Annotated in this window: 24 protein-coding genes and 2 pseudogenes; 17 read left to right on the forward strand and 9 right to left on the reverse strand. The window is 64.6% G+C overall.

Annotated elements, in window-relative coordinates; all coding sequences use genetic code 11:
• The first annotated feature begins 21 nt into the window (after positions 1–21).
• The 3 genes from F6X40_RS20930 (at position 22) to F6X40_RS20940 (ending at position 3,633) form a co-directional block, all read left to right on the forward strand.
• Entirely contained in the window at positions 22–1,359 is a 1,338-nt protein-coding gene (locus F6X40_RS20930; RefSeq protein WP_187629065.1) for an aminotransferase class I/II-fold pyridoxal phosphate-dependent enzyme, read from the forward strand.
• 35 nt (positions 1,360–1,394) lie between these two features.
• Positions 1,395–2,105, forward strand: coding sequence for a GNAT family N-acetyltransferase (locus tag F6X40_RS20935; protein ID WP_187629066.1), 711 nt, complete (start codon positions 1,395–1,397; stop codon positions 2,103–2,105).
• 97 nt (positions 2,106–2,202) lie between these two features.
• Positions 2,203–3,633, forward strand: a complete 1,431-nt coding sequence (locus F6X40_RS20940; RefSeq protein WP_187629067.1) for a mannose-1-phosphate guanylyltransferase/mannose-6-phosphate isomerase — start codon at positions 2,203–2,205, stop codon at positions 3,631–3,633.
• A gap of 220 nt (positions 3,634–3,853) precedes the next feature.
• On the opposite strand, the gene F6X40_RS20945 is transcribed toward F6X40_RS20940, so the two are convergent.
• The 4 genes from F6X40_RS20945 to F6X40_RS20960 all read right to left on the reverse strand — a co-directional run bounded on the left by F6X40_RS20945 (position 3,854) and on the right by F6X40_RS20960 (position 8,436).
• Positions 3,854–4,108, reverse strand: a complete 255-nt coding sequence (locus F6X40_RS20945) for a hypothetical protein (protein ID WP_187629068.1) — start codon at positions 4,106–4,108, stop codon at positions 3,854–3,856.
• 208 nt (positions 4,109–4,316) lie between these two features.
• Complete coding sequence (locus F6X40_RS20950; RefSeq protein WP_184060269.1) at positions 4,317–5,003, reverse strand: HAD family hydrolase; 687 nt, start codon at positions 5,001–5,003, stop codon at positions 4,317–4,319.
• A 100-nt stretch (positions 5,004–5,103) separates the two neighbouring features.
• The gene (locus F6X40_RS20955; protein ID WP_187629069.1) at positions 5,104–6,549 is read right to left on the reverse strand and encodes a cytochrome-c peroxidase; all 1,446 of its coding nucleotides are present in this window, start codon (positions 6,547–6,549) and stop codon (positions 5,104–5,106) included.
• A gap of 162 nt (positions 6,550–6,711) precedes the next feature.
• The gene (locus F6X40_RS20960) at positions 6,712–8,436 is read right to left on the reverse strand and encodes a phospholipase C (RefSeq protein WP_187629070.1); all 1,725 of its coding nucleotides are present in this window, start codon (positions 8,434–8,436) and stop codon (positions 6,712–6,714) included.
• A 289-nt stretch (positions 8,437–8,725) separates the two neighbouring features.
• Here F6X40_RS20960 and F6X40_RS20965 point away from each other — a divergent pair, with 289 nt between their 5' ends.
• The 6 genes and pseudogenes from F6X40_RS20965 (at position 8,726) to F6X40_RS20990 (ending at position 13,545) form a co-directional block, all read left to right on the forward strand.
• Complete coding sequence (locus F6X40_RS20965) at positions 8,726–9,043, forward strand: YXWGXW repeat-containing protein (protein ID WP_187629071.1); 318 nt, start codon at positions 8,726–8,728, stop codon at positions 9,041–9,043.
• 244 nt (positions 9,044–9,287) lie between these two features.
• Positions 9,288–9,878, forward strand: a pseudogene (locus F6X40_RS20970) (RNA polymerase sigma factor); the annotation flags it as partial.
• Positions 9,875–10,291 carry a hypothetical protein gene (locus tag F6X40_RS20975; RefSeq protein ID WP_184072944.1) on the forward strand — a complete coding sequence of 139 codons (417 nt, stop codon included), beginning with the start codon at positions 9,875–9,877 and terminating at the stop codon, positions 10,289–10,291. The pseudogene F6X40_RS20970 and the gene F6X40_RS20975, both read left to right, overlap by 4 nt.
• Positions 10,288–10,800 (forward strand): periplasmic heavy metal sensor, encoded by a 513-nt coding sequence (locus F6X40_RS20980; protein WP_187629073.1) that lies wholly within the window; start codon positions 10,288–10,290, stop codon positions 10,798–10,800. Before F6X40_RS20975 ends, F6X40_RS20980 begins: the two co-directional genes overlap by 4 nt.
• An 82-nt stretch (positions 10,801–10,882) precedes the next feature.
• Positions 10,883–12,391 carry a DUF1800 family protein gene (locus tag F6X40_RS20985; RefSeq protein WP_187629074.1) on the forward strand — a complete coding sequence of 503 codons (1,509 nt, stop codon included), beginning with the start codon at positions 10,883–10,885 and terminating at the stop codon, positions 12,389–12,391.
• Between the two features lie 5 nt (positions 12,392–12,396).
• Positions 12,397–13,545 (forward strand): DUF1501 domain-containing protein, encoded by a 1,149-nt coding sequence (locus tag F6X40_RS20990; protein WP_187629075.1) that lies wholly within the window; start codon positions 12,397–12,399, stop codon positions 13,543–13,545.
• Between the two features lie 221 nt (positions 13,546–13,766).
• Here F6X40_RS20990 and F6X40_RS20995 read toward each other — a convergent pair whose 3' ends face one another.
• Positions 13,767–14,330, reverse strand: a complete 564-nt coding sequence (locus tag F6X40_RS20995; RefSeq protein ID WP_187629076.1) for a flavin reductase — start codon at positions 14,328–14,330, stop codon at positions 13,767–13,769.
• A 47-nt stretch (positions 14,331–14,377) separates the two neighbouring features.
• Positions 14,378–15,772, reverse strand: a complete 1,395-nt coding sequence (locus F6X40_RS21000) for an LLM class flavin-dependent oxidoreductase (RefSeq protein WP_187629077.1) — start codon at positions 15,770–15,772, stop codon at positions 14,378–14,380.
• Positions 15,773–16,066: 294 nt separating this feature from the next.
• On the opposite strand from F6X40_RS21000, the gene F6X40_RS21005 reads away from it, so the two are divergent.
• From F6X40_RS21005 to F6X40_RS21015, 3 genes and pseudogenes are all read left to right on the forward strand, one after another.
• Positions 16,067–16,357 (forward strand): nucleotidyltransferase family protein, encoded by a 291-nt coding sequence (locus F6X40_RS21005; protein WP_184010058.1) that lies wholly within the window; start codon positions 16,067–16,069, stop codon positions 16,355–16,357.
• A 242-nt stretch (positions 16,358–16,599) separates the two neighbouring features.
• Positions 16,600–16,716 (forward strand): annotated as a pseudogene (locus F6X40_RS42400) (recombinase family protein); the annotation flags it as partial.
• Positions 16,717–16,730: 14 nt separating this feature from the next.
• Positions 16,731–17,300, forward strand: a complete 570-nt coding sequence (locus F6X40_RS21015; protein ID WP_184046833.1) for a helix-turn-helix domain-containing protein — start codon at positions 16,731–16,733, stop codon at positions 17,298–17,300.
• Between the two features lie 18 nt (positions 17,301–17,318).
• Here the strand turns inward: F6X40_RS21015 and F6X40_RS21020 are convergent, their stop codons facing one another.
• The 3 genes from F6X40_RS21020 to F6X40_RS21030 all read right to left on the reverse strand — a co-directional run bounded on the left by F6X40_RS21020 (position 17,319) and on the right by F6X40_RS21030 (position 19,566).
• Entirely contained in the window at positions 17,319–17,696 is a 378-nt protein-coding gene (locus tag F6X40_RS21020; protein WP_184072958.1) for a BON domain-containing protein, read from the reverse strand.
• 245 nt (positions 17,697–17,941) lie between these two features.
• On the reverse strand, positions 17,942–18,364 hold the full coding sequence (locus F6X40_RS21025) for a hypothetical protein (RefSeq protein WP_184072960.1): 423 nt from the start codon (positions 18,362–18,364) through the stop codon (positions 17,942–17,944).
• Complete coding sequence (locus F6X40_RS21030) at positions 18,361–19,566, reverse strand: DUF6402 family protein (protein WP_187629078.1); 1,206 nt, start codon at positions 19,564–19,566, stop codon at positions 18,361–18,363. The genes F6X40_RS21025 and F6X40_RS21030 overlap by 4 nt, the downstream gene beginning before the upstream one ends.
• A gap of 527 nt (positions 19,567–20,093) precedes the next feature.
• On the opposite strand from F6X40_RS21030, the gene F6X40_RS21035 reads away from it, so the two are divergent.
• The 5 genes from F6X40_RS21035 to F6X40_RS21055 all read left to right on the forward strand — a co-directional run bounded on the left by F6X40_RS21035 (position 20,094) and on the right by F6X40_RS21055 (position 24,850).
• On the forward strand, positions 20,094–20,405 hold the full coding sequence (locus F6X40_RS21035) for a hypothetical protein (RefSeq protein WP_176078901.1): 312 nt from the start codon (positions 20,094–20,096) through the stop codon (positions 20,403–20,405).
• A 66-nt stretch (positions 20,406–20,471) separates the two neighbouring features.
• Complete coding sequence (locus tag F6X40_RS21040) at positions 20,472–21,599, forward strand: VIT1/CCC1 transporter family protein (RefSeq protein WP_184060241.1); 1,128 nt, start codon at positions 20,472–20,474, stop codon at positions 21,597–21,599.
• A gap of 158 nt (positions 21,600–21,757) precedes the next feature.
• On the forward strand, positions 21,758–22,933 hold the full coding sequence (locus F6X40_RS21045; protein WP_187629079.1) for a glycine betaine/L-proline ABC transporter ATP-binding protein: 1,176 nt from the start codon (positions 21,758–21,760) through the stop codon (positions 22,931–22,933).
• A complete protein-coding gene (gene choW / locus F6X40_RS21050) occupies positions 22,926–23,828 on the forward strand; it encodes a choline ABC transporter permease subunit (RefSeq protein ID WP_184072970.1) in 903 nt (300 codons plus the stop codon). The genes F6X40_RS21045 and choW overlap by 8 nt, the downstream gene beginning before the upstream one ends.
• A 20-nt stretch (positions 23,829–23,848) precedes the next feature.
• Entirely contained in the window at positions 23,849–24,850 is a 1,002-nt protein-coding gene (locus tag F6X40_RS21055) for a GlxA family transcriptional regulator (protein ID WP_187629080.1), read from the forward strand.
• Positions 24,851–24,863: the final 13 nt, after the last annotated feature.

Genomic DNA, 24,863 nt, shown 5'->3' on the forward strand with positions numbered 1-24,863 from the left:
GTACAGGATTAGCGAAACACTATGGGACTGGGTGATCACCTTCGCCAGCAACTCGCCGCGAAGGCGTTGATGAGGCAGCTGGAGCGCGTGTCCGACGAGGCGCGCGAGCCAGGCGCGCCGCTCGCGTCGAACGGCACGCGCGCGGCGCAGGACGCCGCGCGCGCAGAGCTGTGCAGCTTCGAAAGCATGCCGGGTTATCAGCAGGTCGAGATACTGCGGCAGATGGGCGACAAGCTGCAGGTGCGCTCGCCGTTCTTTCGCGTGCATGAGGGCGTGGCCGGCGCGACGACGCGCATCGGCGGCGCCGAGTATCTGAACTACGCGAACTACAACTATCTCGGCCTCGCCGGCGATCCGCACGTATGTGCGCGATCGAAAGAGGCGATCGACCGCTACGGCACGTCGGCGTCCGCGAGCCGCATGGTGGCGGGCGAGCGGCCCGTGCAGCGCGAACTCGAAACGGCGCTCGCGTCGTTCTACGAGGTCGACGATTGCGTCGTGTTCGTCAGCGGCCACGCGACCAATGTGACCGTGATCGGCTCGCTGTTCGGTCCCGGCGACCTGATCGTGCACGACTCGCTCGCCCATAACAGCATCGTGCAGGGCGCGCAATTGAGCGGCGCGAAACGGCTGAGCTTTCCGCACAACGACTGGCAGGCGCTCGACGCACTGCTCGCGCGCGTGCGGCACGACTACCGGCGCGTGCTGATCGCGATCGAAGGCCTGTACAGCATGGACGGCGACATTCCCGATCTCGCGCAATTCGTCGACATCAAGCGCCGTCATGGGGCGTTCCTGATGGTCGACGAAGCGCATTCGCTCGGCGTGCTCGGCGAGCGCGGCAAGGGCGTGCGCGAGCATTGCGGCGTGGCGAGCGGCGACGTCGATATCTGGATGGGTACGCTCAGCAAAACGCTGGCCGGTTGCGGCGGGTTTATCGCCGGCACGCAGGCGTTGATCGATATCCTGCGGCACCTCGCGCCGGGCTTCCTGTATAGCGTGGGGCTCGCGCCTGCGTTGGCGGCGGCGTCGCTCGCGGCGCTCGAGCGTCTGATCGCCGAACCCGAGCGGGTCGCGCGCTTGCGCGCACGCGGGCGGCAGTTCATCGACGAGGCGCGTGCCGCCGGTCTCGATACCGGCAAGAGCGCGGGGTATGCAGTCGTGCCGATCATTTCCGGCAGCACGCTGAAGGCCGCGCAATGGGCGAACGCGATGTTCGCCGAAGGCATCAATGTGCAGCCGATCTTCTATCCGGCCGTCGAGGAAAAGGCGGCGCGCCTGCGCTTTTTCATCTGCTCGACGCATGAACCCGAACAGATCAGCCGCACGATCGTCGCGCTCAGGCGCATCGCTCGCTAACCACACCGCAACAATCAAACACGGGGCAGCCTGTCATGTATGCCGTAGATCCTGCGCGCGCGGATTCGCCCGATCGCGAACCCGAACCGGTCGCGCTGCGCTGTCGTGCCGCGCGCGCAGACGATGCCGAAGCGTGCGCGCCGCTCGTGTTCGCATCGGGCGTGCGCGAATTCGGTTTCTTTCTCGGCGAGCCAGCCGATGCGTGCACCGAGTTTCTCGCGTTTGCGTTTGCATCGAAGCTCGGGCGCTTTTCGTATCGACGCCACCGTGTGGCCGTGACTGAAGGCGACCAGCCGGTCGCGGTGCTAGCGCTCCATGACGGACGCAACACATGGTTCGACGATCCGCATGTCGCGCTGATGCTGCTGCTGTTCTTCGGCCTGCGCCGCACGGTTCGCATGCTGTTGCGCGGCCTTGTGCTCGAAAGCGAGTTGCCGGCACCGAAGTCGTCGCAGACGCTGATCGCCCACTGCGCGACGCATCAGCGCCTGCGCGGCACGGGCGTTTTCAGCGCGCTGTTTGCGGATGCGATGCGCGCGCGGGAGTTGATGAATTCGCAGACTCGCGCGGCGCATGGCGAACACGATCGGCAACAGCTCGTGCTCGACGTGTTGGTGAGCAACAAGCGCGCATACGCGCTGTACCGGCGTCTCGGCTTCGTCGAATTGCCGCGCCGCGCGCCGCTTTCGGCGCGCTTGCCGCGCGAGCTCAAGTCGGTGCGAATGGAGTGGCTTGGCAAGCAATAAGTGGCGCGGAAAAAAAGACGGCCAGCAACGTACGACGCAAGCAAGACGCAGATGCACGATGCAGTCGATTGATAAGACACAAACGAGGACCTGAAATATGCACATCCATCCCGTAATTCTTTGCGGCGGCAGCGGCACACGACTGTGGCCGATGTCGCGTGGCGGCTACCCGAAGCAGTATCTGGCACTGACCGGCGAACACACGCTGGTCCAGCAAACCGCGTTGCGCCTGCGCGGCATCGATGATGTGACCGCGCCGATCGTCGTCACGAACAACGAGCAGCGTTTTCTTGTCGCCGAGCAACTGCGCCAGGTCGACGTGGGTTCGTCGCGCATCGTGCTGGAAACGGCGAGCCGTAACACGGCGCCGGCCATCGCCGTGGCGGCATTGCTCGCGTTGCGCGACGCGCCCGACGCGTTGCTGCTGGTGCTGCCGTCCGATCACGTGATCGCCGGCGAGGTCGCGTTCGTGAAGGCGGTCGAAGCGGCAGCACAGATCGCGAAGGACGGGCGTCTGGTCACGTTCGGCATCGCACCGACCGAACCGCATACCGGCTACGGTTACATCCGCGCGGGCGCGGCGCTGATCGACGGCACGCAGACGTTCGCGGTCGACTCGTTCGTCGAGAAGCCCGATGCCGCGACCGCTCAGCGCTTCGTCGATGAGGGCCGCTACTATTGGAATAGCGGCATGTTCATGCTGAAGGCGTCGACCTATATGGACGAGCTGCGCCGCTACGAGCCGGAGATCGCGCGTCAGGCCGAGCTGTCGCTGCAGAACGCGCAGCAGGACTACGATTTCGTGCGTCTCGATGCCGAGGCATTCGCCGCCTGCCCGAACATTTCCGTCGACCACGCGGTGATGGAGAAGACCCAGCGCGCGGCCGTCGTCGCGGTCGCCGATCTTGGCTGGAACGACATCGGTTCGTGGACCGCGCTCGCCGACATCGCCGAGCGAGATGCGCAGAACAACGCGCTGATCGGCGACGTGCTGACCGAGGCGGTCAACAACTCGTACATTCGGGCCGAGCATCGGCTCGTGGCGGCGATCGGGCTCGAGAACGTCGTGATCGTCGAGACCGCGGACGCGGTGCTGGTCGCGCATCGGGATCAGGCGCAGGACGTGAAGAAGATCGTCGCGCAGCTCAATGCGATGGGGCGTCACGAGTCGGTCACGCATCGTCGCGTGGTGCGGCCGTGGGGGTCGTATGAAGGCATCGATAGCGGCGAGCGCTTTCAGGTCAAACGCATCGTCGTCAATCCGGGCGCGCAGCTGAGTCTGCAGATGCATCATCATCGCGCGGAGCACTGGATCGTCGTGAAGGGCACCGCGCTCGTGACGAACGGCGACAAGGAAATCATGCTGACCGAAAATCAGTCGACCTACATTCCGCTCGGCGTCACGCACCGGCTGCTGAACCCCGGCAAGATTCCGCTCGAGTTGATCGAGGTGCAGTCGGGCGCGTATCTCGGCGAGGATGACATCGTGCGGTTCGAGGATACGTACGGGCGTGTGGCGAAGGTTTAACGTCGTCGACGTTTAGCCTCGGCGACGTGTTTCAAAGGCCACTGGTTGAAGGACCGGTGGCTTTTTTCATTTGCGTGAGCGCATCCGGAACCCGACTTACCGCACGCGAAGGGGCCTTCGAATAAGAGCATGAAGCGCGCGATGCGGCCCGATCGTACCAACCCGGGCCGCAACACATGCATGATTGCGCCGTCGTACGCAGCGGCGCTGGGCCTCGTGCTTACAGCGGCACGATTTTGCCCGGCTCCGGATGGCAGACCGGGGTGTAGACCGGCCCGCAGCCGTAATGCACGGGCTGGCAGGGGTTGTAGGAGGGCGGGTTGTAGTACGACGGGCCGCGAACCGGCGGTTTTTCGCCGTAACACGAAGGCGGGTATTCGTGCGGGAAACACGAGTGGCCGCCGCGCACGGACTGTGCAGCTGCGTGGTCGAGGTCGTCGCAGCGCGACAGGTCGGCAAAGGTCAAGTTGGACATGATGAATCTCCGGCAACGTTGGATGGGTAGCGAGCGCGCAAATGCTTTGCGCTCGGGCGTTCCAGTTGCACGCAACATGCCATGCGGCGGGATTCAACGTCTGTGCTGGCTCGAGCGCTGATCGACCGTATCTGCGCAGTCGAAAACTGATCGGCGTTGGCCAACTTGCGGCAAGCCGGTGTCGTTCAACCGCCAACACGTCGGTCGATCAGCGCGTGCCCCATCCCGCGAGCAACGCCGGTAGCTCAGCCATCTCCCTGAACACGTGCACCGCGCCCGCGCCATGCAACGCGGTCGCGCTGCTATGGCCGAGGTGCGTCGGGCAATAGCCGAATACCGTCGCGCCGGCCGCGACGCCCGCGGTCGCGCCCGTCACCGTATCCTCGATGACCGCACAGCGTGTCGGCTCGACGCCGAGTGCCGCGGCCGCGGCGAGGTAGACGTCGGGAAACGGCTTGCTGCGCGGCGTTTCGTGGCCGCTGAAGATGCGTCCGTCGAAGCAGTCGAGGATGCCGGCCTTCACGAGCTGCAATTCGATCTTGATGCGATCCGCGCCCGACGCCACCGCGATGCGTCCATTCAACCTCTGCTGCAGCGCGCGGACCGCGAAAGGCGCGCCGTCGATCGCGCGCAACTCATTGTCGAGCGCCACGTTGCGACGCGCGCGGAACTGCGCCAGCCACCCGGCCGTGATCGCGAAGCCGGTGCGCGCCTCGATCAACGCGGCTTCGTCCCTGACCATCTTGCCGACGAAAATGCGCATCGTCTCTTCGACGCTCAAATGCCAGCCGAGCTCGCCGAGCATCTCGGTGAGCACGCGGTTCGTGATGGGTTCGGAATCGACGAGCACGCCGTCGCAGTCGAAGAGCACGGCGTCGAAAGGAAAATCGGCCATCGGGGAGGGTAGGGATAAGGTCGCGGACCGGCAAGGATAGCGCACCGGGCCGCGTGCCGCAGCCTGGAAGGTGCAGCGCGGCGGCGTCCAGCGCGGCTGCTCAGTCCTTGTACCCGTCGCTCAGCGTCTTCATGAACGCGATGATGTCCTGGATGTCTTGATCGGTCATCGCGGGCTGGTCGCCGAACTTGCGGTCGAACGGCGCATCGGCGACATCCACGTTCGCATGGTATTGCGGCGGCAGATCGTCGTACTTCTGCACCTTGCCCGACGCATCGCGCGGATAGATTCTGTCCGGCGACGTATTGCGCAGGTTGTAGAAGTCCAGCACCTGCTTGAGGTCGTGATACACGCCATTGTGGAAGAACGTCTTGCGTTCGGCGGAATTGCGCAGTGTCGGCGTCAGGAACATGCCGCAATACTGCGTCTCGCTGGCCATGTCGGTCCGGAATGGCCCACAAATGCCCATGTCGTAGAACTTCGGATTCCTGTTCTGCGCAAGTTCGCGATTGCGCGGCACGCCGAGCGCTTCATACTGCGTGTCGGTAAAAAGAGGTGGAAGGCCGTCCGACGTCGGCTGGCTCAGGTGGCAACCCGCGCAATTGGCCTTGTCCTTGTCGTTGAACAGACGCAAGCCACGTAGTTCGGCTTGCGTGAGGCGTGCACGTCCTTCGAGCCAGGCGTCGTATTTGCTCGAGAATGGATGGAACGCCGGGTCTTCGAATTGATACCGACTGATCGCGAACATGGCTTCCGACACGAGCAGATGGGGATCGTTGACGACGTGCGGACCGAAAAGTTGTCTGAGCGTATCGATGTGCTTCGAGTGCCTTAGCTTGTCGGCAACCGAAGCCAGATCGGGGTTCGCCATCTCGACCGGGTTGGTCAGCGGCCCAAGCGCCTGGTCCTGCAGCGTGCTTGCCCGGCCGTCCCAGAAGAGTCCTCCTTGCGGCACCATAGCCGGCGCGGCAGGCGCCGCGCCCGCGGTTTTCTGGGCGCGCTGCACGCCTAGCGCGGCCGATGCCTGCGTATCGAGGCTGACCGGTGCGGCGTCGGTATCGCCCTGATCGGGACCGATGCTGAACGGCGCCTGGCGATACAGGTACGCGAGCGATGGCACCGGCCGATAGCCCGCTTCCGTCATGTGAAGGCCGCCTGGTTGTACCGTCAGGTCGTTGGGAGGCGAGAAAGCGTGCGCGGCGCTGTGGCACGACGCGCACGACTGTTTGCCCGACGCCGAAAGCGACGGATCATTGAACAGGTCCCTGCCGAGTACCGCGACCGCGCTAAGGGGCGCGACGGGGGGACGCTGGAGCTTGACCGGATGGGCGTTGAGGCCCGTCAGATTCTCGACCGTATCGCCGATCGGCGCGGGCATACGCTCGGGATAGATCAGCGCGTAGCCAACCAGAGCGGCGCCCAGCAGCACGATGCCCAGCACTATCCGGAGGATCGGGCGACGCCACGTGCTGCTCGCAGCGCGAGGGGACGGGCCGCTTCCGGTGGGTAGTTGCGAAGACAAGGTGGCGTTCGAACGACGATTCATGGCGATAGCGGTAGTCAAGCTGAACTGCAAACAAGCACGTCGAGCCACCGTACCGGCTGGCTCGACGTCATCACTGATTGACGGGCATCAACAGCTCCGTTCCCTGAACGTCACACCGCGTACTTCCCTGTGCGGCAGAACGGACGGATAAACGGTGGCTCCTTAGTTCGTTGCAGGAGGAGCCGACAGCTTGGTGCCAAGGTTCGTGTCGAGGTACAACGCCGGCGTTTTGCCACCGTTGGTGAAGTCGAACAGCGACGCGATGCTCCCCGTCGTCGCATCGTGCGATCCGTTGCCGATGCGGGTGCCGCCGAGCCAGTTGTCTTCGATGAACCTGACAACCGAAGCCTGAGTGACCGCCGTGTGGTCAACGTAGTTGCTACGTGCGTACGGCGAAATCACCAGAAGCGGAACACGCGTTCCCGGGCCGCAACGGCCGTTGACAGCCGCGCCTGTCACGCCGACGCCTTGCTTAGCGCCCGTTGCGTTGCAGGTGCCCGCGCCGTTCAGCTGGTCGGCGGTGGCGTCAAACGACGAAGTCGTCGGCGTCGCATAAGCGTGGTCGTACCAGCCATCCGAATCGTCGTACGTGATGATGACGGCGGTGTTCTTCCAGTCCGGCTGTTGTTGCAGGAAGTTGACGACCTTCGTGATGAACGCCTGCTCGTCGATCGGATCCGAGTTGCCCGGGTGCGCATCGCCGACGGCCGGTGCCTTCAGGTAGCTGACCGACGGGAAGTTGCCCGCCGAGACGGCCGTGAAGAAGTCGTTGACGTCGTATTGATGGTGCACCGGCGTAGCCGTCGAATCGAGCGGGTCGGTCTGTCCAATCAGCGCGGTCGACGTCGGGCGCGTGTGCGCCAGGTTGGCCGTCGTAGCGTAGTACTGGAACCAGTTGTGGTGAGGTACGTAGTCCGTCTTCGTTGCGCCGAGGACCGACGAGTAGGTACTGCGCTTGCACGCCGTGGTGCCGTTCGAGTTGGTGGCGCTCAGGTCGAAGCCGCCCATGAAGCCGCCCCACGTAATGCCTTTCGCGTTGAGGAGGTCACCGATATTTTTGTTACTCGAACTCAGCGTGGCCTGGCCGCTCGACGTCGAGGTGTTGCACACGTCCCCGGTCGGGTCGGAATCGCCGTTCATCGTGAAGCTGCCCGCGCCGTCGGCAATCACGTTGTCGCCTTGAGCGGCACCGTTCGCAGGAATAGCGCCATTGGTCTGGCCGGAAACCACCTCGAGCGCGCCCGGTGTCGACGGACCGTACGTGTCGGTGTACATGTTGTCGCTCATCGCGAAGTTCTGCGCGTAATTCCACAGCGCGGTGACCGTGTTGCCGTCGAAATAGCCCATCACGAGACCCGGCGTGCCGAACGTCGAACCGCTGCCGGCGCTGTTGTTACCCGTGTACTTGGGGAACAGGTCCGCCGCGCCATTGTTGTAGGCGAGCTGTTCCTTCATGTAGTCGTGCGACTGGCCGTTGGTGTTGGCCTGGCTGCGGTCGAGGCGGAACGGATTGATACCGCTGCCTGCGGAGGCCGCGTTGTTCGCCGCGTTCAGGAAGTTCGGGTTGCTCGTCAGAAGCGAATTCTGATTCAGATTGTTGATCTGGGCCGGTGTGTTCGCCGCCGTGAACGCCGGTTCACCGGCCGGGTTCTGCGCGTTCGGATAGGTGCCGAAGTAGTGATCGAAAGAACGATTCTCACCGAAGATCACGACAAGGTGCTTGATCGGCGTTGCCGTGGCCAACGCGTCCTGGGCGGATACGGTAGCAGCCGGCGCGGAGGCCGGCGCGGATGCAGTCGAAGGAGAGCTGACGCTGCTGTTGCCGCATGCGCTCAGCACGAACAGTGCGGCGGCAAACGGAATGGGCAAAAGGGCTTTTCGGAACATTCTTTGGTGGCTCCACATTCGCGGTCCAGCCCTTCCATCGATAGGTATGAACGGTGCTGGAAATTGTTGTTAGAAGCGTAACGGCCGACGCCAGTGATTGCAGCCCGGGCATTGGACCATCAAAAGGTGAAAATTTCCGGGCAATACGCCGACTATTGCCTTTCATGAGCCCGACTGTATTTGTGCTTTTTTGCCAAAAGCGCGACGGATTTCTTCCGCTGCCGCGTTCAAGTAGAAACGGGGCCGTCCTGGGCGCCGACTTGTTCCAGCTTTGAAGGGAGAAATCGACATGAACACCAACCGCATCAGTCGTTTGCTCGGTACCACGCTGAGCGCCGCGCTGTGCTGCGCGGCCACGCTGACGGCCGCGCCCGCCTCCGCACAAGTGATGATCGCGCCGATGGCACCGCCGCCGCCGCGCGTCGAAGTCGTGCCCGCGCCACGGGACGGCTATGTGTGGGATCAGGGCCGCTGGCGCTGGGAGCACGGCCGCTATGTGTGGGTGCCGGGCCACTGGCAGCCGGTGCGCGTCGGCTATCACTGGGTGCCCGGGCATTGGGCGCAACGTGGGCCGCACTGGCGCTGGATCGAAGGACATTGGGCTTGAACGAGGCTTGCGATGAAAACACTCGTGATGATTCTGCTGGCGGCCTCGCTCGCCGGCTGTGTGGTCTATCCGGCACGCCCGGCCTATTACCGGTCGGCGGTCGTCGTATATTGACCGCGTACGTGATACCTGGCCGGATAGCGGCGTAGCGGCACGACAACATAACGACACGACAGCTGAAGGAGCGGCGGCAAGTGAACGACGTTGATCCCGTGATGCGGTCCTCACGCGAAAGCGCGCGCGTGATGTCGCGACCGAGCCGCACGCCTTGAGCGACGCACCACCCGATCCGGACGCCGAGCTGATCGCGCGGGTGGGCCGCGCGGAGCCCGGCGCGGTCCGCTCGCTGGTCGCGCGCAAGCTGCCGCGGCTACTTGCGCTCGCCACGCGCATGCTCGGCGATCGCATGGAAGCGGAGGACGTCGCGCAGGAGGTCTTCGTGCGAATCTGGAAACAGGCGGCCCGCTGGCGTGAAGGCGAAGCGAAGTTCGACACGTGGATGCATCGGGTCGCGCTCAATCTTTGCTATGACCGTCTGCGCGGCCAGCGCGAAGACCCGAGCGACGAACTGCCCGATTCGGCCGATCCCGCCGCGCCGCCCGACGCGCGGCTCGAAGCACGTGCCGACCACGCGCGCGTGCGCGCGGCGCTCGCCGCGCTGCCGGCGCGACAGCGCGAGGCACTCGTGCTGACCTACTACCAGGAGATGTCGAACCTCGACGCTGCCGCCTTGATGGGCGTCAGCGTCGATGGGCTGGAGAGTCTGCTGGGCCGCGCGCGCCGCAATTTGCGCGCTCAACTGGCCGGCAGCGGCCTTAGCAAGGACAAGTCATGACGCCCGAAAGATTCCATCAGATCGTTGCCGCTTACGGTGCCGACGCGCGCCGCTGGCCGGAGCGCGAACGCGAAGCCGCGCAGGCGTGGGCGCGCGCGCATCGCGACGAAGCCGATGCGGCGTTGAGCGATGCGGCCAGCCTCGACGCGTGGCTCGCCGCCGACGAGCTCGAGCCGCCGAGCCTCGAACTGCAGCGTCGCATCATCGACCGCGCGCCGTCGCGACGCCCAGCCGCGCGCTGGCGCTTGTGGTGGTCGGGCGCGGCGGTGGCAGGTGTCGGGCTGCTCGGCGGCGTGGCGGGGGCGTTCGCGGTGTCGTTCTTCGTGCTGACCGAGAACGCGCCGGTCGTGCATGAATCCTCGTATCTGACTTCGAGCTTCGGCGGCAGCTCCGCCGATTGGAGCGGCGAATGAACGGGCGCTCGTGGAAATTTGCGCTGCTGGGCTCGGTGGTGCTCAACGTGTTTCTGCTCGGCGCGATCGCCGGCGGCGCGTATCAATGGTTCGCCGCGCACGGTGCGAATCCGCCGGCGGCGGCGCAGGACCGGCGCGCGCTGCGGTTCGCCGCCGAGCCGCTGTCGGCGCAGCAGCGGCAGGCGTTTATCGACGGCCTGAAGAGCGCGCGGCGCAACGGGCGCCAGTATGCGCGCGACGCTCGCGAAGGGCGTCGTGAGGTGCTGCGTCTGCTGGCCGCGCCGCAGTTCGATCGCGCCGCACTCGATGCCGCGCTCGCGCGCACGCGCGCGGCCGACGTCAGCCTGCGCGCGATGGTCGAAGCGAGCGTCGCCGATTTCGCGGCGACGCTGACGCCCGAGGAGCGCGTCGAATTCGCCGAGAGTTTGAAGTTGCGCGGGCAATGGCGCGAAGCGCAGCCGGCGCCGAACGCGAAAAAACCGGCGGCGAATGCCGCATCGAGCGAATAAAAAATGCGCGCGATGGCGACGGATTTCAGCGTGTCGGCCGTTTAACGGACATGCAGGTGTCCTACCTGCCGACGAGGAGCGTATGGCCAACTCACCGAACCTGAATGCCGCGGCGATCGCACTGAACCGCTTCGGCCTCGGCGCGCGCGCCGACGACACGCCGCCCGCCGATCCGAAGGGCTGGCTGCTCGCGCAGTTCGAGCAATATCAGCCGCGGCCTGACGCGTGGGCGAACCAACCCGATTCGATCGCATTGTCGACGCAGCTCGTGCAGCAGCGCATGCAGATGGAGCAGCAGTCGAAACAGAAGGCGGCTGAGGAGACCAACCCGAGCCAGAATGCGAACCACGGCGCAAACAACAGCGCAGCACCCAGCCAGACCGACACGCAAGCCGCCAGGCAAGCCGAAAGAAAAGCACTGCGCGTCGAGATACTCGACATGTACCGCTCGTCGGTCAATGCGCGCGTCGCAAGCGCGCTGACCACGCAGACGCCGTTCATCGAACGCCTCGTGCATTTCTGGGCGAATCACTTCGCGGTGTCGACCGAAAAGCCCGGCGTCGCGGCGCTCGCCGGGTCGTTCGAAGCGGAGGCGATTCGCCCGCACGTGCTCGGCCGTTTCGAGGACATGCTGGTGGCCGTCGAGCGTCATCCGGCCATGCAGCTGTTCCTCGACCAGACCCGCTCGGTCGGTCCCGACAGCATGGCCGCGCTGCGCGCCGCGCAGCGCAATCCGGACAACAAACGCGGACTCAACGAGAACCTTGCGCGCGAGATCATGGAGCTGCATACGCTCGGCGTGCGCAGCGGCTATAGCCAGGACGACGTGACCGAGTTCGCGCGTGCGCTGACCGGCTGGAGTCTCGTCGGCAATCCGGGGAGCGGCGGCGCCAATGCAAACCGGCGCGCGCTGGAACAGAACGGCGAACCCGGCGGCTTCGTGTTTCGTCCCGCGCTGCACGAGCCCGGCTCGCGCACGATCATGGGACGCCGCTACGACGAAGCCGGCGAACAGCAGGCGCTCGCGATCCTGCACGACCTCGCGCACGCACCGGCCACCGCGCAGCATATCGGCACGAAGCTCGCGCGCCATTTCGTCGCCGACAATCCGCCACCTGGCGTCGGCGAACGTCTGGCCGATGCGTTCACGCGCAGCGACGGCGATCTGCCGACCGTCTATCGCGCGTTGATCGATACGCCGCAAGCGTGGTCGCCGGCCGCGGTGAAGTTCAAGACGCCGTGGGAGTGGACCATCTCGTCGATGCGCGGACTCGGCTGGCACGAGCCCGGCAATCTGCAGAGCGCGCCGATCCTCACGCAGCTTGGCCAGCCGGTGTGGCGGCCCGGTTCACCCGCGGGCTACGACGATATCGCCGCGAGCTGGGCCGCGCCCGATGCGCTCGTGCGCCGCGTCGAAGTCGCGCAACGTTTCGCCGCGCGCGTGGGTGACCGGCTCGATGCGCGCTCGCTCGGCCAGACCTTGCTGGCTGGCTCGCTCAGCGAGCCGACGGCCACGGCGGTGTCGCGCGCGGAAAGCGCATCGACGGCGATCGCGCTGCTGCTCGTATCGCCCGATTTTCAACGGAGATGAACGCCATGCTGTCACGCCGTCAGTTTCTGAGCGTCGCCGCCGCCGGTGCCGGCGCACTGCTCGTGTCGCCGCGGATTGCGTTCGCGCATGTCGCGACCGACCGCCGCTTCGTGTTCGTGATCCAGCGTGGCGCGGCCGACGGGCTGAACATCGTCGTGCCGTACGCGGACCCCGCGTATGCGACGCTGCGCGGGCCGCTCGCGATCGATGCGTCGAACGCGCCGCATCTGGACGGCACGTTCGCGCTGCATCCGGCGCTCGCGCAGATGGCGAAGCTGTACGCGCAGCGCGAGGCGTTGTTCGTGCACGCGGTCGCCTCGCCGTATCGCGACCGCTCGCATTTCGACGGACAGAACGTGCTGGAAACCGGCGGCACGTCGCCGTATCAGACGAAGGACGGCTGGCTCAACCGGCTCGCCGCGCAACTGCCCGCCACCCGCGAAAACGCGATCGCGTTCGCGCCGACCGTGCCGATGGCGCTGCGCGGGCCCGCGGCGGTGACGTCGTATGCACCATCGGCCTTGCCGCAGGCGCCCGATGATCTGCTCGCGCGCGTGTCGCAACTGTACGAGCACGACGCGCAGCTGCGTGCGCTGTGGGAATCGGCGATGGCGGCGCGCGGCCTTGCGGGCGACGCTGGCGCGCGCCAGGACCCGGCGAGCCTCGGCAAGCTCGCGGCCAGTTTTCTGGCCCGCGACGACGGTCCGCGCATCGCGATGATCGAGACCGGCGGGTGGGACACGCACAGCGCGCAGAACGCGCGGCTCGCGAATCAACTGAAGGCACTCGACACGATGCTCGCGGCGTTGCGCGACGGCATGGGTTCATCGTGGAGCAAGACCACGGTGCTGGTCGCGACGGAGTTCGGCAGGACCGCCGCCGCGAACGGCACGGGCGGCACCGATCACGGCACCGGCTCGGTCGCGATGGTGCTCGGCGGATCGGTGCAGGGCGGACGCGTGATGGCGGATTGGCCGGGCCTCGCGCCGCATCAGCTGTATCAGTCGCGCGACCTGAAGCCGACCGCCTCGCTCGATGCGTTGATCGCCGGCACCGCGAGTGAAAGTCTCGGGCTCGATCCCGAACGGACGGCGGCAGCGCTGTTTGGCCGGACCATGGCGGGCAGACCGATGACGGGCGTCGTGCGAGCGTGACGCGTTGATCGAACGACGGCGTGCAATGACGATGCCACGGAGGCGTGATGGACGATCGAGGATTCCGTGGGCGAGCGACGTGCGATCGCGGCGGACGCGGGTTCGCGTCGCATCGGCATGGCGAGTCGCGTGAGCCGACGCTGACTGCTTTGCTCGACGCGTTGATCGTCGGTGCAGCGAGCGAAAGTATTGCGCTCGATCCGGAGCGCACCGCGGCAGCGCTATTCGGCCGGACGATCGCGGCCGGGCCGTTGGCGAGGCTGGGGCGGGGCAGGTGAAGCGGCGGGCGTCGCGTGAACCGAGCGCTCGCCGACGCGATGATAGCGGCGGCCGTAGTAGATCAGCGCATCGCCCGCGCCGTGCGTGCGCGCGGCTTTCACGGCGCAGAAGAACACCGTGTGCGTGCCGACTTCGGTCACCGACTCGATCTCGCAGTCGAGCGACGCGAGCGCGTCCTGCAACACCGGCGCGCCGGTTGCGAGGTCGTCCCATTGCGCGGCGGCGAAGCGCTCTTCGATCGCGAGCGCGCTCGTGGCGAAGTGCGCGGCAAGCGCCTGCTGCTCGGCGCTCAGCACGTTCACGCAGAGCTTGCCGTTGCTGCGAAACGCCGCGTTGTTGCGGCTGCTGCGGTTGATGCAAACGAGCAGGGTGGGCGGCTCGTCGGTGACGCCGCAGACCGCCGACGCGGTGCAGCCCGCAAGGCCGGCTTCGCCGTCGCTGCTGATGATGTTGACGGCCGCGCCAAGCCCGGCCATCGCGTCGCGGAACGTGCTCTTGTCAAGCATGGGGGCCTCTGCTGGAAGTCGGGTTCGCCAAAACAACGGTGGTCGAGTTAGCCGCGAGGCTCGTCGTCCGGCGCCGCCGCGCAAGCCGGCGAACGGAAGCGCGCCGCCGTGTGGCTCTCAGGCAGCCGCGCATGGCCGAACAGCTTTTCGCGCAGCGTGCCGTCACGATACGCGCGCTTGTACGCGCCACGTTCCTGCAGCAGCGGCACGACCAGTTCGATGAAATCGTCGAAGCACTCGGGCACGACGGTGCGCGACAGATTGAAGCCATCGACGCCGGTTTGCTCGGTCCACGCGATCAGATCGTCGGCGATCTTGTCGGCCGAACCGACGAGCGGCTGCTGGCGGCTGCCGAGCACCATCTGTTCGAGCAGCTTGCGCTTCGTCCATTGCGGACCGGCCGCGCGCGTCATCGCTTCGACGTTCGACACGATCGCCTGGCTCTTGCCCGTTTCGATCGGCTCGTCGAGGTCGTAGCGCGCGAAGTCGATGCCAAGCGATGCGGCCGCGTGCACCAGCGCCGCCTCCGAGCTCACATAGCGGCGGTACTCCTCGAATTTCTCCCGCGCTTCCTGATCGGTGCGGCCCGTGATCACGGTCTGGCCGAGCAGTACCTTGATGTCGTCGGCGCGGCGGCCGCCGGCGACCGCGTGCGCGCGGATGTCGTCGACGATCGTCTTGACCGCCGGCTTCGCCTGGCCGTTGACGAACACGCACTCCGCGTGTGCCGCCGCGAACTGTTTGCCGCGCGCGGACGAACCGGCCTGATACAGCACCGGCGTGCGCTGCGGCGACGGCTCCGCGAGATGCATCGCATCGACGCGGTACTGCTTGCCTTGGTGATGGATCACGTGGACCTTCGACGCGTCCGCATAGACGCCGCGCGCCTTGTCGCGCAGCACCGCGCCGTCTTCCCAGCTGCATTCCCACAGCTTGTACACGAGCTCCATGTACTCGTCGGCGAGATCGTAGCGGTCGTCGTGCGCCATCTGTCCGCTCAGGCCGATCGCGCGCGATGCGCTGTCCAGATAGCCGGTCACGATGTTCCAGCCGACCCGGCCGCGCGTCAGATGATCGAGCGTCGACATGCGGCGCGCGAACAGAAACGGCTGCTCGACCGACAGATTCGACGTGACGCCGAACGACAGATGCCGCGTGAGCGCGGCCATCGCCGGAATCAGCAGCGTCGGATCGTTGACCGGCACCTGCACGGCGCCGCCGATTGCCGCGTCCGGGCTGCCGCCGTAGACGTCGTACACGCCGACCACGTCCGCGAAAAAGATGCCGTCGAACAGGCCCGCTTCGAGCTTGCGCGCGTAGTCGGTCCAGTACTGCAGATCCGTGTAGCGCGTGGACTGATCGCGCGGATGGGTCCACAGTCCTTGCTGGATGTGGCCTACGCAGTTCATGTCGAACGCGTTGAGAACGATTTCCTTCGGCATGGTGTGTTCCTGCTGACGAGCGGGTTCGGGCGATGGCGTTTCGTTTAATATAGTGGACGAAAAATCACTATGCAAGACATTGTTGGCTGGCTGTGCCGGTTGCGGTGGTCGTAGCGGCCTGAACTGGTCTGCGCTGATCCTGACGCTGCTGCGTCAAAGGTAATCAGCTTGGCGTAGGCCGTGCCGGGGCAGCAAGCCCGCCAACGCAACCGGCATGACACGGGAGGTGAAGGCATTGCGAGTCTCGACTCAATCGCTTATCGTCTCGATGAGTTTCGATAAGAAAGGATGCCCATGCGACCGTCCGTTGTTCTCGACATGAAGCGCAGCGTAGTGCGCGAAGCGACGAGTCGCTTCCGCGCAGCGAACCCGCGCGTGTTCGGCTCGGTGCTGCACGGCACCGACCGGGACGGCAGCGACCTCGATCTGCTGGTCGATGCATTGCCAGGGGCGACGCTGTTCGACCTTGGGGGGTTGCAGGATGAACTGGAAGCGCTACTCGGCGTCCACGTCGATCTGCTGACCCCGGCCGACCTGCCGCAGAAGTTCCGGGCCAAGGTGCTTGCGGAGGCGCAGCCGGTATGAACGAGAACCGCTTGCCGGACTACCTCGACCACATGCAGCAAGCCGCAACCGATGCTTGCAGTGCAAACGGCGCTACCAGAGCTACTGAAACAACTGCCTGCCGCGTGCCAGGATGCCGAAGATGAAGACCGCAAGGACGATGGAATGAAGCAATGACCGAGCGGATGGAGCTAACGGAACTGAAGGCAACTATCTCGGCCGCCGGCGGCAACGAACTCGTCAATCGGCACTGTCACGCCACGATCATCGGCTACCCCCGTGTCTCGACGCAGGATCAGAACCTTGAGTTGCAACAAGAGGCCTTGACCAAAGCCGGTTGTCGAAAGGTCTTTGAGGATAAGGTGCCACCCACTTGCGCAACGACGACCCCGCCATGTCCGAAACTTCCGCCATCGATCTGACCCAGGCGATCTCCGCGCGCGTGAAGACCGAGCGCGAGGCGCGCAACTGGTCGCTCGCCGAGTTGGCCGAGCGCTCGGGTGTATCGAAGGCGATGATCAGCAAGATCGAGCGTGGCGAGGCGAGTCCGACCGCGACGGTGCTCGGGCGGCTGTCGGGCGCGTTCGGGCTGACGCTGTCCACGTTGCTCGCGCTCGCCGAGCAGACCGGCGAGCGGCTCGTGCGTCATGCCGACCAGTCGCTGTGGGAGGACCCCGAAACCGGCTATACGCGGCGGCGTATTTCACCGCCGACCGGCGGCGTGCTGGAACTGCTCGAAATCGAATTGCCGACTGGGGTGAGGGTGCCTTATCCGTCGGATGCGTTCGTGTTTCAGCATCAGCAGATCTGGGTCACGCAAGGGGTGCTGACGTTTCGCGAGGGCGCGCTGACGCACCGGCTCGAAGCGGGGGATTGTTTGCAACTCGGTGCGCCGGTCGAATGCGAGTTCTTCAATGCGGGCACCGAGGTGTGCAGATACGTGGTGGGGTTGGTGCGGCGCTGAGTTGCGTCCAGCTTGTGCTCAGCTCCCGCCACTCCCGCGGGATGGCAGGTTCAGGGTGAGTCTGTTGGTCACCGAGGTCACGCCCGGCACGCCTTTCGCAACATCGCCAGCCTGCTGGATCATGTCGCCCTGAGGCACCGAGCCAGTCAACGTCACCGCGCCGCCGCGCGCCCGCACGAACACGTTCGATACATTGAAGCCCGGCGCTTTACCGAGCGCGCGCCGCACGTCGCGGCCGAGCTTGCGATCTGCTGCACGCGTCGATTGGGCGGTCGTGGCCGGCGCAGGTGCCGTGGCGGCGGGCGCTTGCGCGTCGCTTGCCTGCGCATAGGCGCTGGATGCGGTTGCCACGCACAATGCCATACCGAGCGCCTTCAAAAGATTGACTGTTTTCACGGATTCACCATCCTCGATAAGTTGATGTCGCTTCGTTGCATGTTAGAAACTTCGCGCTTTGTCGAGCTGGTCTGGACTCTGGGAAGCGCCTGTCTTGTAGAGGAGTGGTGGTTTTGGCGCTTCCGGCGCGGTTAAACGATACTCCTGACGGCGCGGACATGCCAAAAAACTGAATCGCGGAAGGAAGTGCGTGCGGCTTGATTCCAGCACGGTGAGACACAGGCACCGGCATACGACGCAGCCGACTATAAGCGCGGGCGCGCGGCGGCTAGTTTGTCCCAGAACGACGGAGGTAACGAAATACTCGAATCTCCTTCACCGCCATCTCCGCGGGAAAATTCGACGGACGGACCGAGATAACGGGGCGGCGAATACGGATTCAGCGAGTATCGCAGACCCGTTGACCAGAAAAGATCGGGGACAGGCGTGCTGAACGTGCGCTGTGCAAGCAGCTTCCCAGTTTTTGCATCGAATAGCCTGCCGACATATTCAGGGCTTCCACTGCGGCCCGGAATCCATCGCAACAGGCAAAGCTCTGCCGTGTACAGGCCGTGGGCAGGTGCCGATTTGCGACACTCGCTTCCTTGCGGAGTATGGTCGAACAGACCGAGATAAAGCACGGCAATGAGACCCGCTAACAATGCGACACGCGTAGAGATGCGTTTCATAGATAGAGCACGATCGGCGGAAAGATGTGAACGAAGCGACGGTCCGAGTAGATGATGAAATCACCACCGCGCTGATGTCTGATCGCCCATTGTCGGAAATCGCTGTTGTGGATCGGGTAATAGACCTGTCCTTTGATAACCGGATCGCCAAGCGTAACAGGCGACTCCACGTAAGGAATATATCGTGATGCCGCGGCTACGCCATCGAGCGGCATCACGATAACGCCGTTACTGCTCCAATGCCCCAGATACTGGGACCGCTGCCCCGGCTCATCGGTAAACGTGAAGTTATCTTTCACATAGATCCATGCACCCGTTACTTCGGCAGTGGTTTTTTGCGTACCAAATGGGTCCCTCGACAGGCGGACGTGAGCAATAGCGGCATAGATTACGAACGATCCAAGCGCAGCGGTCAAATCGTCGGGGACGCCTGTTCGCACAGCATCCGCTATCAGTTGCAGCTTGATTTTTTCCGCAAAGGTACCGTCAACCTCGACGTGTTGAAACTGGAAAAACTGATGCAGGTGTTGGGGATCATCCCGACAGATATCGTGCGTAGATAGCTCGCTTCTGTGCCTGTAGAAACGAAGCTTCTTTTGAAGCACTTGAAGCGCCGCGGGTGAACGGATTGCATCGTTGATCAGGTAGTCGTATTTCCGTCTGGCACGAGCGAACTCCAATATCCAGTCCATCTTTACCGTGGTTGTGTCGTACATGTCAGGCGGATACGGTTTGCCTTCCTGATTGATTTCCTTGATCTCGTCGCTGGGGATTGCGGAATAGTTCAAGCGGCCGGCAAACCATCGCTCCATTAACTTTGCCCCAATGGGCATCATTTCCTTGCGCAGAGCCTGCGGGATTTCCTGGATATCGAATGGCGGTACCGTCTTTTTCGGGGCGGCGATCTTCTCCGCTTTGGGTGGTTTGGGCGGCACAGGCGTCTTTAACCATGTGCTGAACCGGGAAACCGAATCGGCGACCTTGAGAAGGTCGTTGATCATTTTTACGGTCGGATCAGATTTGGGTGACTTGGGTGGGCTTGGCACGGCTTTCGGCTTCGCGACTGGCAGGGCCGGAAGCGGAGGCGGTGGATTGTCAGTGGAGAGCGAGACCTCATGCACGATGCGGGCCCCGTCTTGCTTCTTCCAACGCCAAAAAAGCTTGTCGATCTTGTAGTAAGAGAATTTTTCGTCGTGGTTCATAGGCGCTTACGGCTCGTGATGTAAAAATCAACGGAACTGGATAGCCCCAAACGCTCGAATTCGACTATCGGGAATTGAGCATGGCCGCGTTGCAACCGATCCGCGCCACTATTGTTCGCGAGTCAATCCGCGGCAAAAGCCGGAGTATTCTGAAATTGAGGCCGCAGGGCCGAGCCGCTGCCAAAATGGCAGCGCCGCGTCAAAGCCCAACAACGCGTTTCATTTGCCTCGTCAGTCCTTGTAATCAAGCCGAACTTGGCGATTACGATGTTCGAGAGAAAGAAGCCGTACCGTTTTGTAATTCTGCAATGCAGCACGACCTAAAACGGTGCACAGCAAGTGTCACCCATGAATACCCACCGATGAAGCGACGCCCGCAGCAGTCCACGCTCCCGACCCACCTCCCGCTATTTGGCTGTAAGCTCCCGTTGACGGGTTCGTGTGGAGGCTGCGCGACCCGGCGTGTGGTTCACGGTTCGCAGACGCAATTCGTACGTTATTGCCAATTTTTTCAGGGGATATCAGTGATGAAGAGCTTCGCCATTAAACGAATCATGCTGGGCGTTTCGGCCGTCGCACTGATGGCCGGTACGATTCCGCTCGCGCTCGCGCAGGGCTCGACGGATGCCGCAGCCCAGGAAGGCGCGACGACGACCACCCCAAAGCCGACCAAGGCCGAGCGTAAGGCAGAGCGCAAACAGGCCCGCGCGAAAAAGAACGCCGAGTTGAAGAAACTCGAAGACGCGGGCTACCAGCCGGCGCAGAACGATCCGAACTATCCGGACAAGCTGCAGGCAGCCCAGAAGAAGGCCGGCGTTGGTGCGCCTGCCAGCCAGTAACGGACACCGGAAGCCCGGCGTGGCATTCATCGTTGATGAGGCGCCGGGCAGTTGCGAGGCGCGATCATGGCAACGAAACATGAAGTGAAACGCTACAAGGCGAATCTCTCCGACGAACTGCACAGCGCTGCCCTCTATGAGACGCTCGCGCAGGTCGAGAAAGACGAGACCCGCAAGCAGGTCTATCAGGATCTCGCGCAATCCGAACACAGCCACGCGCAAGTGTGGGCCGACAAGCTCAGAGCCAATGGCATCGAACCGAAGGGCCGTGGCCATGCGGTCAAGACGCGTCTGATGAAGGGGCTCGTGCGCGTGTGCGGCGCGGACTTCGTGCTGCCAACGCTCGCCGCAGCCGAATACGCGGACCGCAACAAATATCAAGGCCAACGCGACGCGGGCCACATGTCCGCCGACGAACATCATCACGCGGCCGTCGTGCAGACGCTCGCGAGCACCGGCAATGCCAACCTGTCGTCCGGCGCGCGCATTGCCGCGGCCGAGTCGTGGCACAAGGGCGCCGCGTCGGGCAACGATCTGCGCGCGGCGGTTCTCGGCGCGAACGATGGCCTCGTGTCCAACTTCTGCCTGATCATGGGCGTCGCCGGCGCGGGCACCGGCAACAAGGCGATCCTGTTGACCGGCCTCGCCGGGCTGATCGCCGGTGCCTGTTCGATGGCGCTCGGCGAATGGCTGTCGGTTACCAATGCGCGCGAACTCGCGAGCACACAGATCGCCAAGGAAGCCGAGGAGATCGAAGAACAGCCCGAAGCGGAGGAGCACGAGCTCGCGCTGATCTACCGCGCGAAAGGGCTCGACGCGAGCGAGGCGAAACGCGTGGCCTCGCAGATGATGCGCGACAAGGACAAGGCGCTCGACACCCTCACGCGCGAGGAGCTCGGTCTCGATCCGGCGGAACTGGGCGGCAATCCGTGGTCGGCGGCGGGCGTGTCGTTCTGCTTGTTCTCGCTCGGTGCGATTTTCCCGGTGATGCCTTTCCTGTGGACGCGCGGCGTCAGCGCAATCGTGCAGTGTGTCGTGCTGAGCATGCTGGCGCTCGCGTCGATCGGCGTGTTCACGTCGTTGTTCAACGGACGCAGCGCGGGGTTTTCGGCGCTGCGCCAGATCGTCATCGGGCTCATCGCGGCAGGGTTCACGTTCGGCGTCGGGCGCTTGCTGGGCGTGTCGATTTCCTGAATCCCACAAGGGTTTGCTCGCCGCGCCGAGCGTCCACGGCATGGCCGGGTGTCGCATTTCCTCATGTGGTTGTCGGAATTAGTCGGTTAGCCGCACTTTTTTCTGGCAACTATGTAGGCACAGCGCGGACGGACGTCCGCAGGCGAGGAGAGCACTCGATGAATTCCCCCAAGGTCGTGGTCGAAGGGCTGTGCAAGGTGTTCGGCAGCAACCCGAAACAGGCGCTCGCGATGCTGGCCGGCGGCGCCACGAAAGAAGAGGTGTTTGCCCGCACCGGTCAGATCGTCGGCGTCCACAACGCGTCGTTCGAGGTTCGCGAGGGCGAGATCTTCGTGCTGATGGGCCTGTCCGGCTCGGGCAAGTCGACGCTGATTCGCCTGATCAATCGGCTCGTCGAGCCCAGCGCCGGCAAGGTGCTGATCGACGGCCGCGATGTCGCGGGCGTGCCGCGCGCCGAGCTGACCGCGTTGCGCCGCAAGGACATGAGCATGGTGTTCCAGTCCTTCGCGCTGATGCCGCAGCGCACCGTGCTGGCCAACGCGGCGTTCGGGCTCGAAGTCGCGGGCGTCGGCCGTAAGGAGCGCGAGGCGCGGGCGCTGACGGTGCTCGAACAGGTCGGCCTTGCACCGTTCGCGCAGAAACTGCCGGCCGAGTTGTCGGGCGGCATGCAGCAGCGCGTCGGGCTCGCGCGCGCGCTCGCGGTCAACCCGTCGCTGATGATCATGGACGAGGCGTTCTCCGCGCTCGACCCGCTCAAGCGCAAGGAGATGCAGAACGTGCTGCTCGATCTGCAACGCGAGCAGCAGCGCACGATCCTGTTCGTGTCGCACGATCTCGAGGAGGCGATGCGCATCGGCACGCGCATCGCGATCATGGAAGGCGGCCGCGTGGTGCAGATCGGCACGCCGCGGGAAATCATCAAGAACCCGGCAGACGACTACGTGCGCGCGTTCTTCGAAGGCATCGACACGAGCCGCTATCTGACGGCCGGCGATCTGATGCAGACCGACGACGTGCCGCTGATGCACGCGCCGCAGATCGACGCGTCGAGCGTCGCCGCGACGCTCAACGGCAGCGCCGACTACGCGTTCGTGCTCGATAGCGAGCGCCGGATTCGCGGCTTCGTGTGCCGCGATGCGACGGGCAGCGCGTCGCCGAAGCTCAACCAGATCGAATGCATCCGCCGCAGCACGCCGCTCGACGACGTGGTCGCGCGCGTGGTGGCGAGCCGCGCGCCGCTGCCGGTCGTCGAAGCGGACGGCTCCTACTGCGGTTCGGTCAACAAGACGAACGTGCTGAACGTTCTCACGCGCCATCGAGGTTCCCATGTCTGAAGTCATTCCACTTGGCGCCTGGGTCGATCGCGGCGTTCACTACCTGCTCGATCACGACGCGCAGACCTTCGACACGATCGGCAAGGTCATCGAGAGTTTCGCCGCGGCGGTCGAGCACGGTTTGCAGGCCGTGCCGATGTGGGCGCTGATGGCGTTTTTCGTCGGCATCGGCTTGTGGCGCGTCGGCTGGCGCTTCGCGCTGTTCACGCTGGCGGCGCTGCTGCTGATCTACGGCACCGGCTTCTGGGATCAGATGGTGATCACGCTCGGCCTCACGCTGTCATCGACGGTGATCAGTCTCGTGCTCGGCGTGCCGCTCGGCATCTGGATGGCGAAGAGCCGCGCCGTCGAAATGATCGTGCGCCCGGTGCTCGATCTGATGCAGACGATGCCCGCGTTCGTCTACCTGATTCCGGCCGCGATGCTGTTCGGTCTCGGCCGCGTGCCGGGCATCCTGTCGACGGTGATCTTCGCGATGCCGCCCGCGGTGCGTCTGACCGCGCTCGGCATCAAGCACGTGAATCGCGAAATCGTCGAAGCGGGACAGGCGTTCGGCTGCACGCCGTGGCAACTGCTGTACAAGGTGCAGTTTCCGAACGCGCTGCCGTCGATCATGACCGGCGTGAACCAGACCATCATGATGGCGCTGTCGATGGTGATCATCGCGTCGATGGTCGGTGCGGGCGGCCTCGGTAACGACGTGCTCGCGAGCATCCAGCGGCTCGATATCGGACTCGGCTTCGAAAGCGGCATGTCGGTCGTGATGCTGGCGATCATTCTGGACCGCATCACCGAGAGCTTCGGCCGGGCGCCGGGCAAGGTACGCGCCCCCCTGTTCGCCGGTTTGCGCAATGCGATGAAAGTGCGCCGCGAGCCGGCGGCGCAACACGGTTGACGGCCTGATTCGATACGTCCATGAAGCGCGACGCAATCGCCTCCGCCGAAGCCGATGCGCGGCTGTGCGCCGTCGCGCACGTCGCGCACGTCGGCTTCCTGACGCTGCCGAACTTCTCGATGATCGCGTTCACGAGCGCGGTCGAGGTGCTGCGCATGGCGAACTACGTGGGCCGCGCGCAGCACTACCGGTGGTCGGTGATCACGCCGGACGGCGAGCCGGCGCGCGCGAGCAACGGCATCACGGTGAAACCGACCACCACGCTCGCCGAGGCCGGCATGCCGGACCTGCTGTTCGTGTGCGCGGGCTGGCACGTGCGCGAGTATGTGAACGACGCGGTGATCGCGCTGCTGCGCGAGGCGGCCGCGCACCGCGTGCCGCTCGGCGGCATCTGCACGGGTCCGTATGCGCTGCTCGCGGCCGGGCTGCTCGACGGCTATCGCGCGACCGTGCATTGGGAGGACATGTCGCCGTTGCACCAGCGCTATCCGCACGTGCATTTCGACGACGAACTGTTCGTGATCGACCGCGACCGGCTGACCTGCACCGGCGGAACCGCGCCGCTCGATCTAATGCTGCATCTGGTGGGCATGCGGCTGGGGGCCGCGGTGGCCGCGCAGGTGTCCGAGCAATTCATCGTCGAGCGGATTCGCGGCTCGACCGATTACCAGCACATTCCGGTCGACGCGCGGGTCGGCCTGTCGCGCACCGAACTGATCGAAGTGGTGCGGCTGATGGAAGCGAACATCGAGGAGCCGCTATCGCTCGACGAACTCGCCCGGCTCGTCAACCTGTCGCAGCGTCATTTGCAACGGATGTTCAAGCTATTCCTGAACATGTCGCCGACGCATTACTACCTGAGCTTGCGGCTGCGCCGCGCGCGCGATCTGCTGCGCAATACCGACGCGTCGATCGCGCGCGTGACCATGGTGTGCGGTTTTCATTCTCCGTGTCATTTCAGCAAGGCCTATCGCGCGCAGTTCGGACATGCGCCGAGCGTCGAGCGGCGCATGCCGGAGTAGCGGGTGCCGCGGC

The sequence above is a fragment of the Paraburkholderia sp. UCT31 genome, from assembly GCF_014397655.1.
Taxonomy (GTDB): domain Bacteria; phylum Pseudomonadota; class Gammaproteobacteria; order Burkholderiales; family Burkholderiaceae; genus Paraburkholderia; species Paraburkholderia tuberum.

What these genes read in the sequence shown, in the direction of transcription:
- F6X40_RS20940 (WP_187629067.1), top strand. Translation starts at nt 2,203, where the DNA reads ATGCACATCCATCCCGTAATTCTTTGCGGCGGCAGCGGCACACGACTG.
- F6X40_RS20995 (WP_187629076.1), bottom strand. Translation starts at nt 14,330, where the DNA reads ATGCTTGACAAGAGCACGTTCCGCGACGCGATGGCCGGGCTTGGCGCG.
- F6X40_RS20955 (WP_187629069.1), bottom strand. Translation starts at nt 6,549, where the DNA reads ATGAATCGTCGTTCGAACGCCACCTTGTCTTCGCAACTACCCACCGGA.
- F6X40_RS20965 (WP_187629071.1), top strand. Translation starts at nt 8,726, where the DNA reads ATGAACACCAACCGCATCAGTCGTTTGCTCGGTACCACGCTGAGCGCC.
- F6X40_RS21040 (WP_184060241.1), top strand. Translation starts at nt 20,472, where the DNA reads ATGGCAACGAAACATGAAGTGAAACGCTACAAGGCGAATCTCTCCGAC.
- F6X40_RS20935 (WP_187629066.1), top strand. Translation starts at nt 1,395, where the DNA reads ATGTATGCCGTAGATCCTGCGCGCGCGGATTCGCCCGATCGCGAACCC.
- choW (WP_184072970.1), top strand. Translation starts at nt 22,926, where the DNA reads ATGTCTGAAGTCATTCCACTTGGCGCCTGGGTCGATCGCGGCGTTCAC.
- F6X40_RS20960 (WP_187629070.1), bottom strand. Translation starts at nt 8,436, where the DNA reads ATGTTCCGAAAAGCCCTTTTGCCCATTCCGTTTGCCGCCGCACTGTTC.
- F6X40_RS21055 (WP_187629080.1), top strand. Translation starts at nt 23,849, where the DNA reads ATGAAGCGCGACGCAATCGCCTCCGCCGAAGCCGATGCGCGGCTGTGC.
- F6X40_RS21000 (WP_187629077.1), bottom strand. Translation starts at nt 15,772, where the DNA reads ATGCCGAAGGAAATCGTTCTCAACGCGTTCGACATGAACTGCGTAGGC.
- F6X40_RS21035 (WP_176078901.1), top strand. Translation starts at nt 20,094, where the DNA reads ATGAAGAGCTTCGCCATTAAACGAATCATGCTGGGCGTTTCGGCCGTC.
- F6X40_RS21030 (WP_187629078.1), bottom strand. Translation starts at nt 19,566, where the DNA reads ATGAACCACGACGAAAAATTCTCTTACTACAAGATCGACAAGCTTTTT.
- F6X40_RS20980 (WP_187629073.1), top strand. Translation starts at nt 10,288, where the DNA reads ATGAACGGGCGCTCGTGGAAATTTGCGCTGCTGGGCTCGGTGGTGCTC.
- F6X40_RS21045 (WP_187629079.1), top strand. Translation starts at nt 21,758, where the DNA reads ATGAATTCCCCCAAGGTCGTGGTCGAAGGGCTGTGCAAGGTGTTCGGC.
- F6X40_RS21015 (WP_184046833.1), top strand. Translation starts at nt 16,731, where the DNA reads ATGTCCGAAACTTCCGCCATCGATCTGACCCAGGCGATCTCCGCGCGC.
- F6X40_RS20975 (WP_184072944.1), top strand. Translation starts at nt 9,875, where the DNA reads ATGACGCCCGAAAGATTCCATCAGATCGTTGCCGCTTACGGTGCCGAC.
- F6X40_RS20945 (WP_187629068.1), bottom strand. Translation starts at nt 4,108, where the DNA reads ATGTCCAACTTGACCTTTGCCGACCTGTCGCGCTGCGACGACCTCGAC.
- F6X40_RS20950 (WP_184060269.1), bottom strand. Translation starts at nt 5,003, where the DNA reads ATGGCCGATTTTCCTTTCGACGCCGTGCTCTTCGACTGCGACGGCGTG.
- F6X40_RS21005 (WP_184010058.1), top strand. Translation starts at nt 16,067, where the DNA reads ATGCGACCGTCCGTTGTTCTCGACATGAAGCGCAGCGTAGTGCGCGAA.
- F6X40_RS20985 (WP_187629074.1), top strand. Translation starts at nt 10,883, where the DNA reads ATGGCCAACTCACCGAACCTGAATGCCGCGGCGATCGCACTGAACCGC.
- F6X40_RS20990 (WP_187629075.1), top strand. Translation starts at nt 12,397, where the DNA reads ATGCTGTCACGCCGTCAGTTTCTGAGCGTCGCCGCCGCCGGTGCCGGC.
- F6X40_RS21025 (WP_184072960.1), bottom strand. Translation starts at nt 18,364, where the DNA reads ATGAAACGCATCTCTACGCGTGTCGCATTGTTAGCGGGTCTCATTGCC.
- F6X40_RS20930 (WP_187629065.1), top strand. Translation starts at nt 22, where the DNA reads ATGGGACTGGGTGATCACCTTCGCCAGCAACTCGCCGCGAAGGCGTTG.